Annotated in this window: 18 protein-coding genes and 1 pseudogene; 15 read left to right on the top strand and 4 right to left on the bottom strand. The window is 72.9% G+C overall.

What is annotated here, in order from left to right; genetic code table 11:
- Positions 1-367 precede the first annotated feature (367 nt).
- From QFZ71_RS13200 to QFZ71_RS13170, 8 genes are all read left to right on the top strand, one after another.
- Entirely contained in the window at positions 368-1312 is a 945-nt protein-coding gene (locus QFZ71_RS13200) for an alpha/beta hydrolase (RefSeq protein WP_307668430.1), read from the top strand.
- Between the two features lie 74 nt (positions 1313-1386).
- Positions 1387-1641: a MoaD/ThiS family protein gene (locus QFZ71_RS13195; RefSeq protein ID WP_307668429.1), complete on the top strand. Its 255-nt coding sequence runs from the start codon at positions 1387-1389 to the stop codon at positions 1639-1641.
- Positions 1642-1651: 10 nt separating this feature from the next.
- A complete protein-coding gene (locus tag QFZ71_RS13190; protein ID WP_307668428.1) occupies positions 1652-3235 on the top strand; it encodes a hypothetical protein in 1584 nt (527 codons plus the stop codon).
- A 184-nt stretch (positions 3236-3419) separates the two neighbouring features.
- A complete protein-coding gene (locus QFZ71_RS13185; RefSeq protein ID WP_307668427.1) occupies positions 3420-4109 on the top strand; it encodes a DUF2993 domain-containing protein in 690 nt (229 codons plus the stop codon).
- 211 nt (positions 4110-4320) lie between these two features.
- Positions 4321-4401, top strand: a complete 81-nt coding sequence (locus QFZ71_RS30455) for a putative leader peptide (RefSeq protein ID WP_350797220.1) — start codon at positions 4321-4323, stop codon at positions 4399-4401.
- 183 nt (positions 4402-4584) lie between these two features.
- Entirely contained in the window at positions 4585-5424 is an 840-nt protein-coding gene (locus QFZ71_RS13180; protein ID WP_307668426.1) for a sulfurtransferase, read from the top strand.
- Positions 5425-5466: 42 nt separating this feature from the next.
- On the top strand, positions 5467-5754 hold the full coding sequence (locus QFZ71_RS13175; RefSeq protein ID WP_307668425.1) for a DUF1416 domain-containing protein: 288 nt from the start codon (positions 5467-5469) through the stop codon (positions 5752-5754).
- A gap of 146 nt (positions 5755-5900) precedes the next feature.
- Positions 5901-6158, top strand: coding sequence for a DUF3099 domain-containing protein (locus QFZ71_RS13170; RefSeq protein WP_307668424.1), 258 nt, complete (start codon positions 5901-5903; stop codon positions 6156-6158).
- 59 nt (positions 6159-6217) lie between these two features.
- On the opposite strand, the gene QFZ71_RS13165 is transcribed toward QFZ71_RS13170, so the two are convergent.
- Positions 6218-6580, bottom strand: coding sequence for a DsrE family protein (locus QFZ71_RS13165; RefSeq protein ID WP_307668423.1), 363 nt, complete (start codon positions 6578-6580; stop codon positions 6218-6220).
- Between the two features lie 334 nt (positions 6581-6914).
- Here QFZ71_RS13165 and QFZ71_RS13160 point away from each other — a divergent pair, with 334 nt between their 5' ends.
- From QFZ71_RS13160 to QFZ71_RS13150, 3 genes are all read left to right on the top strand, one after another.
- A complete protein-coding gene (locus QFZ71_RS13160) occupies positions 6915-7487 on the top strand; it encodes an FABP family protein (protein ID WP_307668422.1) in 573 nt (190 codons plus the stop codon).
- A 133-nt stretch (positions 7488-7620) separates the two neighbouring features.
- A complete protein-coding gene (locus tag QFZ71_RS13155) occupies positions 7621-8121 on the top strand; it encodes a Fur family transcriptional regulator (protein ID WP_307668421.1) in 501 nt (166 codons plus the stop codon).
- A gap of 9 nt (positions 8122-8130) precedes the next feature.
- Positions 8131-9096 (top strand): folate-binding protein YgfZ, encoded by a 966-nt coding sequence (locus QFZ71_RS13150; RefSeq protein ID WP_307668420.1) that lies wholly within the window; start codon positions 8131-8133, stop codon positions 9094-9096.
- Between the two features lie 33 nt (positions 9097-9129).
- Here the strand turns inward: QFZ71_RS13150 and dtd are convergent, their stop codons facing one another.
- Positions 9130-9579 (bottom strand): D-aminoacyl-tRNA deacylase, encoded by a 450-nt coding sequence (dtd, locus tag QFZ71_RS13145; protein ID WP_307668419.1) that lies wholly within the window; start codon positions 9577-9579, stop codon positions 9130-9132.
- Positions 9580-9694: 115 nt separating this feature from the next.
- Here dtd and QFZ71_RS13140 point away from each other — a divergent pair, with 115 nt between their 5' ends.
- The 3 genes from QFZ71_RS13140 to QFZ71_RS13130 are packed head-to-tail and all read left to right on the top strand — an operon-like array spanning position 9695 to position 12660.
- A complete protein-coding gene (locus QFZ71_RS13140) occupies positions 9695-10345 on the top strand; it encodes an ABC transporter substrate-binding protein (RefSeq protein WP_307668418.1) in 651 nt (216 codons plus the stop codon).
- 50 nt (positions 10346-10395) lie between these two features.
- The gene (locus tag QFZ71_RS13135; RefSeq protein WP_307668417.1) at positions 10396-11382 is read left to right on the top strand and encodes an asparaginase; all 987 of its coding nucleotides are present in this window, start codon (positions 10396-10398) and stop codon (positions 11380-11382) included.
- A 24-nt stretch (positions 11383-11406) separates the two neighbouring features.
- Positions 11407-12660 (top strand): GNAT family N-acetyltransferase, encoded by a 1254-nt coding sequence (locus tag QFZ71_RS13130; RefSeq protein WP_307668416.1) that lies wholly within the window; start codon positions 11407-11409, stop codon positions 12658-12660.
- A 72-nt stretch (positions 12661-12732) separates the two neighbouring features.
- On the opposite strand, the gene QFZ71_RS13125 is transcribed toward QFZ71_RS13130, so the two are convergent.
- Together QFZ71_RS13125 and QFZ71_RS13120 are read right to left on the bottom strand one after the other, a co-directional pair.
- A complete protein-coding gene (locus tag QFZ71_RS13125) occupies positions 12733-13566 on the bottom strand; it encodes an ABC transporter permease (RefSeq protein WP_307668415.1) in 834 nt (277 codons plus the stop codon).
- Positions 13559-14661 (bottom strand): annotated as a pseudogene (locus tag QFZ71_RS13120) (ATP-binding cassette domain-containing protein). The gene QFZ71_RS13125 and the pseudogene QFZ71_RS13120 overlap by 8 nt, the downstream one beginning before the upstream one ends.
- Positions 14662-14803: 142 nt before the next feature.
- Here QFZ71_RS13120 and QFZ71_RS13115 point away from each other — a divergent pair.
- A complete protein-coding gene (locus QFZ71_RS13115; protein ID WP_307668414.1) occupies positions 14804-15616 on the top strand; it encodes a TetR/AcrR family transcriptional regulator in 813 nt (270 codons plus the stop codon).
- Positions 15617-15627: the final 11 nt, after the last annotated feature.

Raw genomic sequence — 15627 nt, 5'->3', positions numbered from 1 at the left:
GCACGGTTCGCTCGCCCATTACGTCGGTCCTCCTCGTTCCCTGCGAGAGGGGCACTCCCGAGGTCGGACCTCGGGGGAGTGTGCGGCACTGCTTCGTACGTCCTGCGTGGTGCGTCCTGCGTGGTGCGTCAAGCTTCGGACATCCTGCGTCGATCGTCCTGCGTCGTCGTGATGAGCTTCCGCGCCCCGGAATCGCTGAGCTTGTGGAAACGTCGCCGTAACAACGCCGGTAAAGCACAAAAGGATCCGGGGGCTGCCTTGCCCGGATCCTCTTCGCAGCAGAATAGCCCACATGAGATCCGTGTCCGAGGGCCGATTCCCGAGTTCTTCTGTTCTCTTGCTCACGCCACCCCCACAATCCGTGACGTTGCTGACGGATGACGGCGTACCGGTCGAGGCGGTGTACCAGCCGTGTACGGCGCGTTGCGGGACGCGGGACGGGGGCGCGGCCACGCCCCCCGCACCGGCCCCGGCGACCACCACCGCGATCGTCGTCGCGCACGGCTTCACCGGGTCCGTCGACCGACCCGCCGTACGCCGTGCCGCGCGGGTGTTCGCCCAGCGTGCGGCCGTGATCACGTTCTCCTTCCGGGGTCACGGGCGGTCCGGCGGACGGTCCACGGTGGGCGACCGCGAGGTGCTGGACCTCGCGGCGGCGGTGGCCTGGGCGCGGGAGCTCGGGCACACGCGGGTGGTGACGGTCGGGTTCTCCATGGGCGGCTCGGTGGTGCTCCGGCACGGTGCCCTGTACCGCTCGGACGGGCGGGAGGGCACGCGGGGCCCGGAGGTCCGGCACCGCTCGGATCGGCGGGACGGCTCGTATACGGCTGTTCGGGTGCCGGGGCACGAGGGGCACGAGGGGCGCGCGCAGGGCGTGGGGGCGTCGGGGGGCGCGGTGCGCACGGGTGCGGGCGCGCATGCGGACGCGGTGGTCTCCGTCAGCGCGCCGGCGCGCTGGTACTACCGGGGTACGGCCCCGATGCGCCGGCTGCACTGGGTGGTCACCCGACCCTCGGGCCGGCTCGTCGGGCGGTACGGATTCCGGACCCGGATCGCCACCGAGGACTGGGACCCCGTCCCGCTCTCCCCGGTCGCCGCGGTCCCGCGCATCGCCCCGGCCCCGCTGCTCCTCGTCCACGGCGACCGGGACCCGTACTTCCCGCTGGACCACCCGAGGATGCTGGCGGAGGCGGCCGGTCCGGGCGGCGCCGAACTGTGGCTCGAACGGGGGATGGGCCACGCGGAGAACGCGGCGGACGACGCCCTGCTGGCCCGCGTCGCCGCGTGGGCGACGGCCGTGCCGGCCGCGTGACCCATCATGGAGAGCTGACGCACGGGGCGGCCGAGGCCCCGACGAACCGACGAACCGACCGAAGGAGTGGCGCCATGGCAGCGGGGACGATCCGCTACTGGGCTGCGGCCAAGGCAGCCGCGGGCACCGCGGAGGAACCGTACGCGGCGGCGACCCTCGCCGAGGCGCTCGCCGCGGTGCGCGAACGGCACCCCGGAGAGCTGAGCCAGGTGCTCCGGCGGTGCTCGTTCCTCGTCGACGGGAATCCCGTGGGGTCCCGCGGACATGAGACCGTACGCCTTGCCGAGGGCGGCACGGTCGAGGTGCTCCCGCCGTTCGCAGGAGGGTGAACCGCAGGCCATGAGCAGCAGCAACGATCAGCAGTATCCGTATCCGTACGACCCCGAGCGGTCGCCGTACGGTGCCGAGCCGCAGGCGTACGACGCCGAACGCCGGCCGTACGACGCGGAGCGGCCGCCGCCGGTGCCGCAGTGGCCCGACGGGACGGCTGGGCAGTCCGTGGGCCACGGGGAGCCGGGCGCCTTCGACCAGGGCGCGGCGCAGACGTGGCAGGCCCCGACCTGGGACACGCAGTACCAGCCGACGATCCGCCGGGACGGGGACCCGCACGGTGGGCAGGGACTGGGCGGACCGCAGGGGCCGGACGGCCACGGGACGCAGCAGCCCGGCTCGTACGGGACGTCCCGGCCGCAAGCGCAGCCGTACGGGCAGCAGCCGCACGCACAGGTGTACGGGCAGCAGTCGCCCGCCGGACGGTACGAGACGCCGCAGGAGCCCCCCCAGCACCAGCAGCCGTACCAGGAGCCGCAGAAGCCGCAGGACCCCCATGGGTACCAGCCTCAGCAGCCGTACGAGGGGCAGCAACCCCAGCCGTACCAGGAGCCTCAGCCGTATCAGGAGCCGCAGGTACGGCCCCAGCAGCCGTACCCGGCCCCCGCCCCCGCCCCTGCGGCGGCCGACACCGCGTATCTCCCGGCGCAGGGGGCCTCGGCCTCGCTGCCGCTGCCGCCCGAGGTCCCGGCCGCGCCGGTCGCCCCCGCCGCCCCGGTACCGCCCGTCGTGCCGGCCGCGCCGGTCGCTTCCGTGTCCGCGTCCGGGGGCACCGCCGCGCGGGCCGGGTCCGGCGACGCGGACTACAGCGCGCCCACCACGCTGGGTAACGCCCGCATCACCGACGCCCAGCGGGCCCGCGCCGAGGGGCGCTCGCCGATCATCGCGCCGGGGATGCAGCCCGCCGCGCTCACCGCCGTGCTGGGCCTGCTGCTCGCGGGGGGCGCGGCGATCGGGACGTACGCCCTGCTCGTCCCCGTGGTGCTGCTCCAGGCGGTGACGGCCGCCGGCTGGTTCCGGCTCAACGGCATGTGGCCCGCCCGCCAGGGCATCGCGCTCGCCTTCGCCGGGGGCCTGGTCGCCGACGTCGTCCTCCTCGCGGCGGGCCGGGAGCACGGTGCCGCCGCGCTGCTGGGCACCCTGGGCGTCTGGGTGCTGCTCACCGTGGTCCTCCAGCTCCGCAGCCACGCGGGGGCCGACGAGCGCATGTACGGCCTGATGGCCACGGTCGTCTCCGCGTCCCTCGCGGTCCTCGCGGGCGGACACCTCATGGCGGCCCCGGACGCGGTGGTGGCCGGCGGGGTGGCCGTCGCGGCGGCCACCCTCGTCCGCGCGCTCCCCCTGCCCGGCCCGGTCTCCGTCGGGGCGGCCCTCCTCGTGGGCGCGGGCGCGGGCCTCGCGGTCGGTGGACTGACCGACGTCGGCGCGAAGGGCGCGCTGCTCGGCCTCGCGGCGGGCGGGTGCGCGGTCATCGGGCTGCGGGTGGCGAGCTACGACTACCCGTCCCGGTTCGTCCACATGACCGCAGGCGTGGCGCTGCCGCTGACCCTGGCGGCCCCGGCCGTCCACCTGCTCGGCCGCACGCTCCTCTGACCGACCGACCGACCGACCGCACGGGACGGCACGGGACGGCACACGGCACCGCACCGCACGGCTGACGGCTCCTCGGGAACCACCGGGGGGCCGTCGCTCGTCGGTCACCAGGGGCGTCCACTCCAGCCGCAGTAGGCTTCACGGTCGCCAGGGACCGACGGCTCAGGGTGGGAGAACGACACACATGCGCGCACTGCGAATACTGCTGGTCCTGGTGGTGGTGCTCGGCGGTCTCTTCCTCGCGGTGGACCGCGCGGCGGTCTACTTCGCCGAGTCCGAGGCCGAGGACCGGGTCACGATCGACGCGGACGGCACGGCGTCGACCGATATCTCGATCAAGGGCTTCCCCTTCCTCACCCAGCTCGCCGCGTCGCGGCTCGACCGGGTCGACCTCCACCTCACCGGGATGAGGACCAGCGCCGGGGGCCGCGCGGTGCGGGTCGGCGAGGTCCGGGCCCAGCTCCACGACGTGAAGCTCGGCTCCGGCTACCGCAGCGCCACGGCCGCCCGCGCCACCGGCACCGCGCTCGTCTCCTACAAGGACCTGACGGCGGCGGCCAGCGACGGCGTCGTCGTGGAGTACGGCGGCAAGGGCAAGGCCAAGGTCACCGGCACGGCCGAGGTGTTCGGCCGCCCGATCTCGCGCAGCGTGCTGTCCACCGTGACCCGTGCCGACGGCAACACGATCACGGTGCGCGCGGACAAGGTGCCGGGCGAGGGCATCCCCGGCATCGAGGAGCTGGTCCGCAAGAAGACCGACTTCGAGGGTGACATCGACGGGCTGCCCGAGGGGCTGGAGCTCCGCGAGGTCAAGGTGACCGAGAAGGGCCTGGAGATCTCGGTGACCGGCTCGAACGTCTCGTTGGCCGGTTGATCTCCGAGCCGCCCGGCGGCCACCCGGAGTCCGGCCGATCCGGATAGTGAGACACCCGCGTCCGGTCCTCAGATGAGAGGAGGGCTCCACGGGTTCCGGCACCGGGCGGAGGGGTCTCCGGCTCGGCTTCTGTCTCGCATCACGGATGATCGTGTCTCACGATTCGACACGACGGTGACATCCCCGTCCGTACCTCCCTACGATCGGACGCATGAAGCGACAGGCGGATCTCACGAAGCGGCGGGCAGTAGACCTGTGCCGCGTCGCCGCCATGCTCTGTCGCGCGCTCTGAGCGGGGCGCTCGCACCGCCGCAGCCACCCCGTTTCCCCGGCCCCTCCGACCGTCGTCCCGACCGTCACCCGGGGTCGGCCCCGTGCCCGTACGTGCCGCGTTCCGTGCCTCCGCGCGTACATCCGCACCCGCAACTCCGCATCTCGCACCACCCCGCCGCAGACTGCCCCGGAGGAGAACAGCATGAGCCGCAGCGACGTCCTGGTAGACGCCGACTGGGTCGAGGCCCACATCGACGACCCGCAGATCGCGATCGTCGAGGTGGACGAGGACACCTCGGCCTACGAGAAGAACCACATCAAGAACGCGATCCGGATCGACTGGACGAAGGACCTCCAGGACCCGGTCCGCCGTGACTTCGTCGACCAGGCCGGTTTCGAGAAGCTGCTCAGTGAGAAGGGCATCGGCAACGACACGCTGGTCGTCCTCTACGGCGGCAACAACAACTGGTTCGCCTCGTACGCCTACTGGTACTTCAAGCTGTACGGCCACGAGAACGTGAAGCTCCTCGACGGCGGCCGCAAGAAGTGGGAGCTGGACTCCCGCGATCTGACCGACGTCGTCCCCACGCGCCCGGCGACCCAGTACACGGCCAAGCCGCAGGACGAGTCGATCCGCGCCTACCGCGACGACGTCGTCAAGGCCATCGGCAACCAGAACCTGGTCGACGTGCGCTCGCCCGACGAGTTCAGCGGCAAGCTGCTCGCCCCGGCCCACCTCCCGCAGGAGCAGTCGCAGCGCCCCGGCCACGTGCCGAGCGCCCGCAACATCCCGTGGTCGAAGAACGCCAACGACGACGGCACCTTCAAGTCGGACGACGAGCTGAAGGCCCTCTACGAGGCCGAGCAGGTGGACCTGTCGAAGGACACCATCGCCTACTGCCGCATCGGTGAGCGTTCCGCGCTCACCTGGTTCGTGCTCCACGAGCTGCTGGACCAGGAGAACGTCAAGAACTACGACGGCTCCTGGACCGAGTACGGCTCCCTCGTCGGCGTGCCGATCGAGCTCGGCCCCGCCAAGTAACCCGCCCGACCAGCACCGCTTCGACCCGAAGGACAGAACACCATGTGTGGAGCACAGGCCGGCGGCCCCGACGCCTCGACGATCAAGCCCGGTGAGACCACCATCCAGGGCAGCGTGACCCGCGACGGCGAGCCCGTCACCGGCTACGTGCGCCTCCTGGACTCGACCGGCGAGTTCACCGCGGAGGTCCCGACCTCGGCGACCGGTCAGTTCCGCTTCTACGCCGCCGAGGGCACCTGGACGCTCCGCGCCCTGGTTCCGGGCGGCAGCGCCGACCGCACGGTCGTCGCGGAGACCGGCGGACTCTCCGAGGTCGCCATCGCCGTCTGATCCACGGCACGCCGTCCGGCGCGGCAGCCGCCGTCCCGTACGGAACACAGATCGGCCGAAGGGCCGCACCCCAGGGGGTTGGACGCCACCTGACGCGGGGTGCGGCCCTTCGTGCCGTCCGGGACCGGGAGTTCTACGCTGGAGACATGTACGCCCGACGCAGGCGGAACTACTTCCTGATGATGGGCGGATGCGTCGTTCTCTTCGTGTCCGCGTGGGCCGTCGTGCGCCTGTGGTCCCTGCCCGTCGCCGTCGGCATGTGCGTGGTCGCCATGGTCATCCCGCCGGTCGCGGCGGTGATCGCCGACCGGCGCGGCCCGGACGACCGTTGGTGGGACGACCCGTCGGGGGACCCGCAGTCCGACGCGTGGTGGGACGAGCTGGACGGCAGAAGACGCCGCTGACGTACGGGCACGCGTGCCGGGGCCCGCGCCGGCCGGTCCGGTCCGGCCGGTCCGGCGGATCAGTAGACGAGCGCGCGGGCGTCGTCCGCCATGGCCTCCTGCACGAAGACCTGCGCGCCCGCGATGCGTACGCCCTCCAGTACGTCCTTCTCCGTGATGTCGCGCCGGGCCGCGCACTGGGTGCACAGGGTGACCCGGCCGCCCGCCAGGAGCGAGTCCAGCAGGTCCGGCAGCGGGGCGGCGTGCGGGAGGTCGAACTCGGCGGCCCGGCCCGGCAGGGCGAACCACGAGGACTCCCCGGTCAGCCAGAGCGAGACCTCGACCCCGCTGGCGACGCCCACGGCCGCCACGGTGAACGCCTGCGAGCAGCGCTCGGCGGCCTCGGGTCCGGCAGTCACCTTGATCACAAGCTTCTTCGCCATGTGCCGAACTGTAATCGTCCGGGAGGCAACCTCATCCGGGGCCGACGGCGCCGGGGCCCGCAGGTCCGGGCCCCGTCCGAGCCGCCACCTGAACGAGAAGGCCGGGCCCTCACCTATTAGGCTGGGGGCCCGGCCCTGTCACCGCCGCAACCCGCTCGTCACGAGGAGCCCCCTGTGCTTGAGGCATTCTTCACCGCCCTGCTGGTCCTGGTCTGCGTGGGCGTCACCGCCTTCGCCGCGCTCACCGTGAAGAAGCTGTACCAGGGTCAGCGCTGACCTTCGCCGCCCCCGGTTCTCCACCCCCCCGTACCCTCACAGATCGCCTGAGCCGCTCATGATCGAGATTCCGTCAGACCTTCACCCTGACCTCGTCCCGCTGGCCTTCCTCCTCGGTAACTGGGCGGGCGCGGGCGTGTCCGACTTCCCCGGTGCCGAGAAGTGCAACTTCGGCCAGGAAGTGACCTTCAGCCACGACGGCCGGGACTTCCTGGAGTACGTCTCCCACACCTGGGTCCTCGACGACGAGGGCAACCAGGTCCGCCCGCTGGAGACCGAGTCCGGTTACTGGCGCATCGACAAGGACCGCAAGGTCGAGGTCGTCATGGCCCGCGACCAGGGCGTCATCGAGATCTGGTACGGCGAGCTCGCCGACCAGAAGCCGCAGATCGACCTGGTCACCGACGCGGTGGCCCGGACGGCGGCCTCCGGCCCGTACAGCGGTGGCAAGCGGCTCTACGGGTACGTCAACAGCGACCTCATGTGGGTCGGCGAGAAGGCCACCCCCGACGTCGAGCTGCGCCCGTACATGTCGGCGCACCTGAAGAAGGTCGTCACCCCCGAGGAGGTCGCCGAGATGGCGCGGAACCTCGAGGACATGCCCGACGACGGCATCGCCTTCTTCAAGTAGGCCGTCGGGCTTCACGCAGGCCGTCGGGCGGGTCCCCCTCCTTCACGCAGGCCGTCCAGCGGGTCCACGTCTTCACGCGGGCCCCGCCCGGCAGGCCCGTTCGGTGTTTGACCACACGTCCTAGACTGGGCGTGTGGTGACCACCGACTGGAAGACCGACCTTCGCCGGCGCGGCTACCGGCTGACGCCCCAGCGGCAGCTCGTCCTGGAGGCGGTCGACGCCCTGGAGCACGCGACGCCGGACGACATCCTCTGCGAGGTGCGCAGGACCGCCTCCGGGGTGAACATCTCCACGGTGTACCGGACCTTGGAGCTCCTGGAGGAGCTGGGTCTGGTCAGCCACGCCCACCTCGGCCACGGCGCTCCCACGTACCACCTGGCCGACCGGCACCACCACATCCACCTGGTCTGCCGGGACTGCAAGGACGTCATCGAGGCGGACCTCTCCGTCGTCACCGACTTCACGGAGAAGCTGCGCGCGGACTTCGGCTTCGAGACCGACATGAAGCACTTCGCGATCTTCGGCCGCTGCGCGGAGTGCACGGCCGTGCGGGCGAGCGGGAAGACGGCCGGGAGGACGGTCACGAAGGCGGCCGACCAGACGGCCGCGAAGGACGCCCCCGCCAAGTCGTAGGCTGGGCGCATGAAGAGCCCCCTGCTGTCCCTGCCCGGCGCCGTACCCGCCGAAGGCCGCGACGAAGGTGTCGCCGCGCACTACGGCGACCTGTTCCGCGAGCAACGCGCCCTCGCCGACGGCAACGGCTTCGTCGACCTCTCCCACCGGGGCATCGTCACCGTCACCGGTGAGGACCGGCTGAGCTGGCTGCACCTGCTGCTCACCCAGCACGTCAGCGACCTCGCCCCGCACCGGGCCACCGAGGCCCTGATCCTCTCCGCCAACGGACACATCGAGCACGCGATGTACCTGGTGGACGACGGTGCGACGGTGTGGATGCACGTCGAACCGGACAGCCAGGACGCTCTGATCGCCTACCTGGAGTCGATGAAGTTCTTCTACCGGGTCGAGGTCGCCGACCGCACCGGGGACATCGCCCTCGTGCACCTCCCGGCCGGCTCGATCGCGGAGGCCCCGGACGGAGCGACCGTACGGGAGACCCCGCAGGGCCGGGACCTGTTCCTGCCCCGCGCCGACCTGGAGGCGTTCGCCGCCGCCCACGGGCCCGCCGCCGGAATCCTGGCGTACGAGGCGCTGCGCGTCGAGGGCCACCGGCCGCGCGTCGGCTTCGAGACCGACCACCGCACGATCCCGCACGAGCTGGGCTGGATCGGCACCGCCGTCCACCTCCAGAAGGGCTGCTACCGGGGCCAGGAGACCGTCGCCCGCGTCCACAACCTGGGGAAGCCGCCGCGTCGGCTCGTCTTCCTGCACCTGGACGGCAGCGAGGTGCACCTGCCCGGCCACGGCACCCCGGTACGGCTGGCCGCGGACGGCGGGGAGGGCCGCCAGCTCGGCTTCGTGACCACCTCGGCCCGCCACCACGAGCTTGGCCCGATCGCCCTGGCCCTGGTCAAGAGGAACGTTCCCGTGGACGCGGAACTGCTCGCCGGGGACACGGCCGCCGCCCAGGAGCCGGTCGTCGAGCCGTAGGGGTCCTGTCCAGCCCTGCTCCGGGGCGTACGGCTACACCTCGATGATCACCGTGAACGGGCCGTGGTTCGTGAGCGAGACCCGCATGTCCGCTCCGAACCGGCCCGTCTCCACGTGCGCTCCCAGCGCCCGCAGCCGCGCCACCACCTCGTCCACGAGCGGCTCGGCGACCTCGCCCGGCGCCGCCGCGTTCCACGTGGGACGGCGGCCCTTGCGGGCGTCCCCGTAGAGAGTGAACTGAGAAATCACCAGAAGGGGGGCGTTCACATCCGAACAGGACTTCTCGCCCTCCAGGATGCGCACCGACCAGAGCTTGCGGGCCAGCTGTGCCGCCTTCGCCGGGGTGTCGTCATGGGTCACCCCGACCAGCACACACAGGCCCTCGCCGACGATCTCCCCGATGACTCCGGGCGCCGACGGGTCGTCCGCCGCACCGGCGACGGAGACGCTCGCGCCCTCCACTCTCTGTACCACTGCACGCATACAGACCAACCTATCTTGGGCTGAACGGGTACAAGACGTCAGCGGGGACACGGGGATGGGTGGCACGATGCACGATGTCGGTGTGCCGACGCACCGGTCGAGGGGACGGAACAGCATGAGTACCTATGGAGCCGGACAATCTCCCGGTGCCGTACCGGGGGCCCGTACCAGCGCCAGCACCCTGCGGTCACCCGTACAGCGCAGTCTGCCGGGACAGGTTCCCGTACTGCCGCCCGCCACCGCAACCGCCACCGTGCCCGAGCAGGCCGGCGGCGACCCCGGCTTCGGCGCGCTGCGGCTGCCGGAGCTGCGGACGCTGCGCCGGGACGCCCAGCGGGACGAGGCCGATCTCAGTTACGTACGGCGCCTGGTGCAGGGCCGGATCGACATCCTGCGCGCCGAACTGGCCCGCCGCCGGGACCCGGAGACCCCGGTGGAGGACGTGGCGGTGGTGAGGCGGCTCTCGGAGATCCTCGCCGACACCCCGTCCCGGCACCGCACCTCCGCCCGGCACGTCACGCTGACGACGCCGCGCGGCGACGAGTTCCGGCGGCTCGCCGCCGAGACGCTGGCCGAGGTCGAGCTCTCCGACCTGGACGCCCGGACGGACGAGGAACTGCACACGGCGATGGGCCGCCTCGTCCGCTACGAGCAGCAGGTGTCCCGCCGCCGTCACGAACTCCAGCGCACCGCCGACGATTGCGGCGCGGAGATCGCCCGCAGGTACCGTGACGGGGAAGCACAAGTAGACGACCTGCTCGCCTGAAGCGACCCTTCCGGGCGCGGGTCCCGCACCCCCGTCCCCGGAAGGCCACCATGACGTCGACCGACGCCCCGTCCGCCATATCGACCGACCCGGCTCCCGCCCCGCCCGTCCTGGCCGAGGTCGTGCGCTCCGGGTTCACGGAGGGACGACACCGGGGTTCACTGGTCCTGCTGGCCGCCGACGGCAGCGTGGAGCGGACGATCGGGGACCCGGCGGCGCCGGTCTTCCCCCGCTCCTCCAACAAGCCGATGCAGGCCGCCGCGATCCTGCGGGCCGGACTCGACCTGTCGGGCGAGCGGCTGGCGCTGGCCGCCGCGAGCCACTCCGGGGAGCCCTTCCACCTCGACCTCGCGCGCATGATGCTCGCCGAGCACGGGCTGAGCACCGCCGACCTCCAGACCCCGCCGGACCTGCCGCTGGACCCGGTGGAGGCGGAGACCTACCTCGCGGGCGGGAATGTACGCGAGCGCATCACGATGAACTGCTCCGGCAAGCACGCGGCCATGCTCGCCGTCTGCGTCCGCAACGGCTGGGACACCGTCTCCTACCTCGACCCCGGCCACCCGCTCCAGCGGCTGGTCGGCGAGGTCGTCGCCGAGGCGGCGGGCGAGCCGGTCGCCGCGATCGGCACGGACGGCTGCGGGGCCCCGCTGATGGCGATCGGCCTGACCGGTCTGGCCCGCGCCTTCCGGTCCTTCGTACTGGCGGAGCCGGGGAGCGCCGAACGCCGGGTCGCGGACGCGATGCGGGCCCACCCGGAGTACGTCGCGGGCACCCGGCGCCCGGACACCTGGCTGATGCGCGAGGTGCCGGGGACGCTGTCCAAGATGGGCGCCGAGGCGGTCCAGGCGGTGGCCCTGGCGGACGGCCGGGCCCTCGCCTTCAAGATCGACGACGGTTCGGCCCGCGCGCTCGGCCCGGTGCTCGCCCGTGCCCTGGAGCTGCTGGACGTGGACGCCCCGGTGGTCGCCCGGATCGGACGGTCCCCGCTGCTCGGCGGGGCGGCCGAGGTGGGAGAAATCCGCGCGACATTCTGAGCCGCGCCTGCCTAGCGTGGAGGAATGAGCCTCGATGTCCGCACCGTCACCGCGTCCGAGTTCCCCGACTGGATGAGGGCGGTGAGGGCCGGTTTCCTGACCCCCACCGGGATGCCGGACGAGGAGCTGGTCGCGGAGCGGCTCGCCGACGCCGACCTCTCACGGGTGCAGGGCGTCTTCGACGCCGGGCGCTGCGTGGCGACGTTCCGTTCGTTCGCGCAGCAGCTGACCGTGGTCGGCGGAGCCGCCGTCGAGGCCGACGCGATCAGCGGGGTGACCGTGGCGCCCACGCACCGCCGCCGCGGACTGCTCAGCCGGATGATGGCCACGGACCTGGCGGCGGCCAAGGAGCGCGGCGAGGCGGTCGCCTCGCTGATCGCCGCCGAGTACCCGATCTACGGGCGGTACGGCTTCGGCCCCGCGGCGCGGGCCACCCAGTGGGAGGTCTCCGTCCACCGGGCCGGGCTCGACCCCCGCCGCTCCGGGCAGCCGGCGGACGGCGGCCGGATCGAGATGGTGGACGGCGCGGACGTCCGCGAGATCGGGCCCGAGGTGCACGCGGCGCTGGCGGCCCGGCAGCCCGGCGTGGTCAGCCGCAACGAACGCTGGTGGCGGAAGAGCACCGGCGTCTCGCCCCGCGCACCGCACGAGACGTGGACGGAGCCGTTCTACGTGGTGCACCGCGACGCCGGCGGCGAGATCGACGGCCTGATGACCTACGGCGTGGACGACACGTGGGACGACGCCAAGCAGCCGCGGAACACCGCCTCCGTACGGGACATGATCGCGCTGAACCCGGCGGCGGAGCGGGCCCTGTGGCACTACCTCTGCTCGGTCGACTGGATCGCCGCGGTCCGCTCGGGCTACCGCGCCCCCGACGACCTGCTCCCGCTGCTGCTCCCCGATCCCCGTGCGGCCCGCGTGGTCACCAGCACGGACTGGCTGTGGCTGCGGCTGCTGGACGTGCCGCGCACGCTGGAGGCCCGGACCTACGCCGTCGAGGCGTCGCTCGTCCTGGAGGTCCGGGACGCGGCGGGTCTGGCCGGGGGCCGTTTCCTGCTGGAGGCGTCGGACGGCGGCGCGCGCTGCGCCCCGACCACCCGGAGCGCCGATCTCGCCCTGGGCGTGGCGGAGTTGGCCACGCTGTACCTGGGCGACGAATCGGTGCGGCGGCTGATGGACCTGGGCCGGGCGGAGGAGCTGCGGGCGGGTGCGGCGACGACGGCGGACGCGGTGTTCCGCACGGGGCGGCTGCCGTGGTGCCCGGACGTGTTCTGAGCCGGACCGCCCGGTCGCGTCCGCGGACGTGCGGTGAGCCGGACCGCCCGGCCGTGCGGTCCGCCGTGCGGGTCAGCGCGTCCGGATGCGGAACAGGGGCCCGGACGCGGCGATCGCCACGGCGAGCATCCCCGCGGCCCAGGCGAGCGCGATCCAGGGCGTGCCGCCCATCTCCTCGCCGAGCAGCAGCCCGCGCAGCGACTCGATGGCCGGGGTGATCGGCTGGTGGTCGGCGAATCCGTGCAGCCAGCCCGGCATCGACTCGGTCCGGACGAAGGCGCTGCTCGGGTAGGGCAGGAACGACATGAAGAACGTGAAGCCGCTCGCCGCCTCCGGGGTCCGGGCGAGCAGGCCGATCGCCGCCGAGATCCAGGACAGCGCCACGATGTAGGCGATCAGCACGACGGCCGCCAGGAGCCAGCCCCGCCAGGTGGCGGCGGGGCGGAAGCCGATCAGCAGCGCGACGCCGAAGACCAGGGCGGTAGCACAGAGGTTGCGGACGGTGCTGGCCGCCGCATGCCCGGCGAGCACGGGCGTACCGCCCACGTCCAGGGACCGGAAGCGGTCGATGACGCCGCCTTTCATGTCCTCGCTGACGGCGGTGGCGGTCGTCGCCGCGCCGAAGCCGGCGGACAGGAGCAGGACGCCCGGAACGACGTACATGACGTACGAGTCGTACTCCGTCCCGGTGTCGATCGCCCCGCCGAAGAAGTAGACGAAGATCAGCATCAGCATGATCGGCAGGGCCAGGGACGTGATCAGCGCGTCGACGGTGCGGCTGCTGAGGCGCAGGGCGCGGGCGGTCATGACGGCGGTGTGGGTGAGCGGGCCGGGCCCGTGGGCTCCGGCGGATGTGCCGGCGGGGCGGACCGGGGTGCTCCGGCGCCGGACGGCGGTGTCAGACATGGGTGGATGCCTCCGGAGCGGTGGACGTGTTCCCGCCGGTGGACGCGTTCCGGCCGGTGGGGCAGGCCGTCGTGGCGGCCGTGGGCGGGCCCGTGGGGCCGGTCGAGGTCAGGGCCAGGAAGACGTCGTCGAGGGTCGCGGTGTGCAGGCTGAAGCGCCGGACGGCCCGCCCGTCGGGGTCGATCTCGTCCAGGAGGGCGCGTACCTGTGCCGCCGAGCCGTCGGTGGGGAGGCCGAGGTCAGCGTCTCGGGGGAGTGGTGGACGGCCCGCGTCACGAGCCGCAGGTAGTCCTCGCGGCTGGTGAGCTCCAGGTCGAGGCGGTGGCCGCCGACGCGGGACTTGAGGTCGGCGGCGGTGCCCTCGGCGGCGATCCGGCCCTGGTTCAGCAGGGCGATCCGGTCGGCGAGGCGGTCGGCCTCCTCCAGGTACTGGGTGGTGAGGAGCACGGTCGCGCCGCGCGCCGCCAGCTCGCGGACGACGTCCCACAGCTCCTGGCGGCTGCGCGGGTCGAGGCCGGTGGTCGGCTCGTCCAGGAAGAACACCCCCGGCTCCGGTGAACCGACCAGCCCGGCGGCCAGGTCGAGGCGGCGGCGCATCCCCCCGGAGTACGTCCCCACGCGGCGGCGGGCGGCCCCGGTGAGGGCGAAGCGTTCCAGCAGCTCCACGGCCCTGCGGCGGGCGGCCGGGCGGGACAGGCCGGTGAGCCGGGCCATCATCCGCAGATTCTCCTCGCCCGTCTGGGCCTCGTCGACGGCGGCGAACTGGCCGGTGAGGCTGATCGACCGGCGTACCGCGCTCCGTGCGGCGACGACGTCGTGGCCGGCGACGCGGGCGGTGCCGGAGTCGGCCTCGGTCAGTGTCGTGAGGATGCGGACGGTGGTGGTCTTGCCTGCCCCGTTCGGTCCGAGGAGGGAGAAGACGGTGCCGTGCTCGACCCGGAGGTCGAGACCGTCGAGCACGCGGACGGCGGGCTTTCCGTAGGACTTGGTGAGGCCGTACGCCTCGATGGCGGCGGGGCCGGCGGCGGTCGTCCCGGTGGTGGTGGTGACGGTCGTGGCGGGTGCGTGCCCGCTGGGCCGGATCGGCTCGGTCATCCCCGAACCCCTTTCTGCGTATGGCATACGCGTTACTGCGTAAGCATTACGCATCTCTAGGATGGGGTCAAGGCGTACGGGGCGCGGGGCAAGGAGCCGGCACGGGCCGGGATGCGGGGCGAAGGGATGCGGTGACGTTGCGGTGACGGACAAGAACGGCTCGGGCACCGGTGATCTGCCGGCCAGCCTGGAGGCGGCCTGGGGTCTGCGGAACCGCCCGGCGAAGGGGCCGAAGCCCGGTCTGAGCCTGGAGCGGATCGTGGCGGCGGCGGTGGGCATCGCGGCGGCGGACGGGATCGCCGCCGTGTCCATGGGCAAGGTCGCCCAGCACCTGGGCGTGTCCACGATGTCCCTGTACCGGTACGTCTCCGCCAAGGACGAGCTGTACGTCCTGATGCAGGAGGCGGCCCTCGGCGCACCGGAGCCGCTGGCGGCCCTGGCGAACGGCGCGGGCTGGCGGGCGGCTCTCACCGAGTGGGCGGCCGCCCAGCGCAGCCGCTACCACGCCCACCTCTGGGCGCTCCGCATCCCGATCGGTGGCCCGCCGGCCTCCCCGAACTCGATCGCGTGGTGGGAGCAGGGGCTCCAGGCGCTGGAGGACAGCGGCCTCGGCGAGGGCGACAAGACCTCGGTGATCCTGCTGGTCTCCAACTTCATCCGCAGCGAGGCGGCGATGATGAGCGACCTGGCGGCAGCAGTGCTCGCCCGCGGGGTGTCGTCCGAGGAGCTGATGGCGTCCCACGAACGCACCCTCAAGCGGCTCGTCGACCCCGAGCGGCACCCCGGAATCGCCCGGCAACTGGAATCCGGGGTGATGAGCGAGCCGGACGATCCGGAGTACGAGTTCACCTTCGGCATGGGGGTGCTGCTGGACGGGGTGGCGGCGCTGATCCGGAGGACGGCGGAGGGCGCCGGCGGCCGGGACGGCGAGGTCGGCGAGGTCAAGTCCGCTTGACGCCAAGGGCG

Origin of the sequence: Streptomyces sp. V2I9 (assembly GCF_030817475.1) — a bacterium.
Taxonomy (GTDB): Bacteria; Actinomycetota; Actinomycetes; order Streptomycetales; family Streptomycetaceae; genus Streptomyces.
This window is presented reverse-complemented; position numbering and strand designations above follow the sequence as displayed.

Coding starts and splice junctions, on each gene's coding strand:
- QFZ71_RS13165 (WP_307668423.1), bottom strand. CDS start 6,580: ATGGCGAAGAAGCTTGTGATCAAGGTGACTGCCGGACCCGAGGCCGCC.
- QFZ71_RS13125 (WP_307668415.1), bottom strand. CDS start 13,566: ATGTCTGACACCGCCGTCCGGCGCCGGAGCACCCCGGTCCGCCCCGCC.
- dtd (WP_307668419.1), bottom strand. CDS start 9,579: ATGCGTGCAGTGGTACAGAGAGTGGAGGGCGCGAGCGTCTCCGTCGCC.
- QFZ71_RS13150 (WP_307668420.1), top strand. CDS start 8,131: ATGAAGAGCCCCCTGCTGTCCCTGCCCGGCGCCGTACCCGCCGAAGGC.
- QFZ71_RS13135 (WP_307668417.1), top strand. CDS start 10,396: ATGACGTCGACCGACGCCCCGTCCGCCATATCGACCGACCCGGCTCCC.
- QFZ71_RS13175 (WP_307668425.1), top strand. CDS start 5,467: ATGTGTGGAGCACAGGCCGGCGGCCCCGACGCCTCGACGATCAAGCCC.
- QFZ71_RS13130 (WP_307668416.1), top strand. CDS start 11,407: ATGAGCCTCGATGTCCGCACCGTCACCGCGTCCGAGTTCCCCGACTGG.
- QFZ71_RS13185 (WP_307668427.1), top strand. CDS start 3,420: ATGCGCGCACTGCGAATACTGCTGGTCCTGGTGGTGGTGCTCGGCGGT.
- QFZ71_RS13190 (WP_307668428.1), top strand. CDS start 1,652: ATGAGCAGCAGCAACGATCAGCAGTATCCGTATCCGTACGACCCCGAG.
- QFZ71_RS13170 (WP_307668424.1), top strand. CDS start 5,901: ATGTACGCCCGACGCAGGCGGAACTACTTCCTGATGATGGGCGGATGC.
- QFZ71_RS30455 (WP_350797220.1), top strand. CDS start 4,321: ATGAAGCGACAGGCGGATCTCACGAAGCGGCGGGCAGTAGACCTGTGC.
- QFZ71_RS13195 (WP_307668429.1), top strand. CDS start 1,387: ATGGCAGCGGGGACGATCCGCTACTGGGCTGCGGCCAAGGCAGCCGCG.
- QFZ71_RS13140 (WP_307668418.1), top strand. CDS start 9,695: ATGAGTACCTATGGAGCCGGACAATCTCCCGGTGCCGTACCGGGGGCC.
- QFZ71_RS13160 (WP_307668422.1), top strand. CDS start 6,915: ATGATCGAGATTCCGTCAGACCTTCACCCTGACCTCGTCCCGCTGGCC.
- QFZ71_RS13180 (WP_307668426.1), top strand. CDS start 4,585: ATGAGCCGCAGCGACGTCCTGGTAGACGCCGACTGGGTCGAGGCCCAC.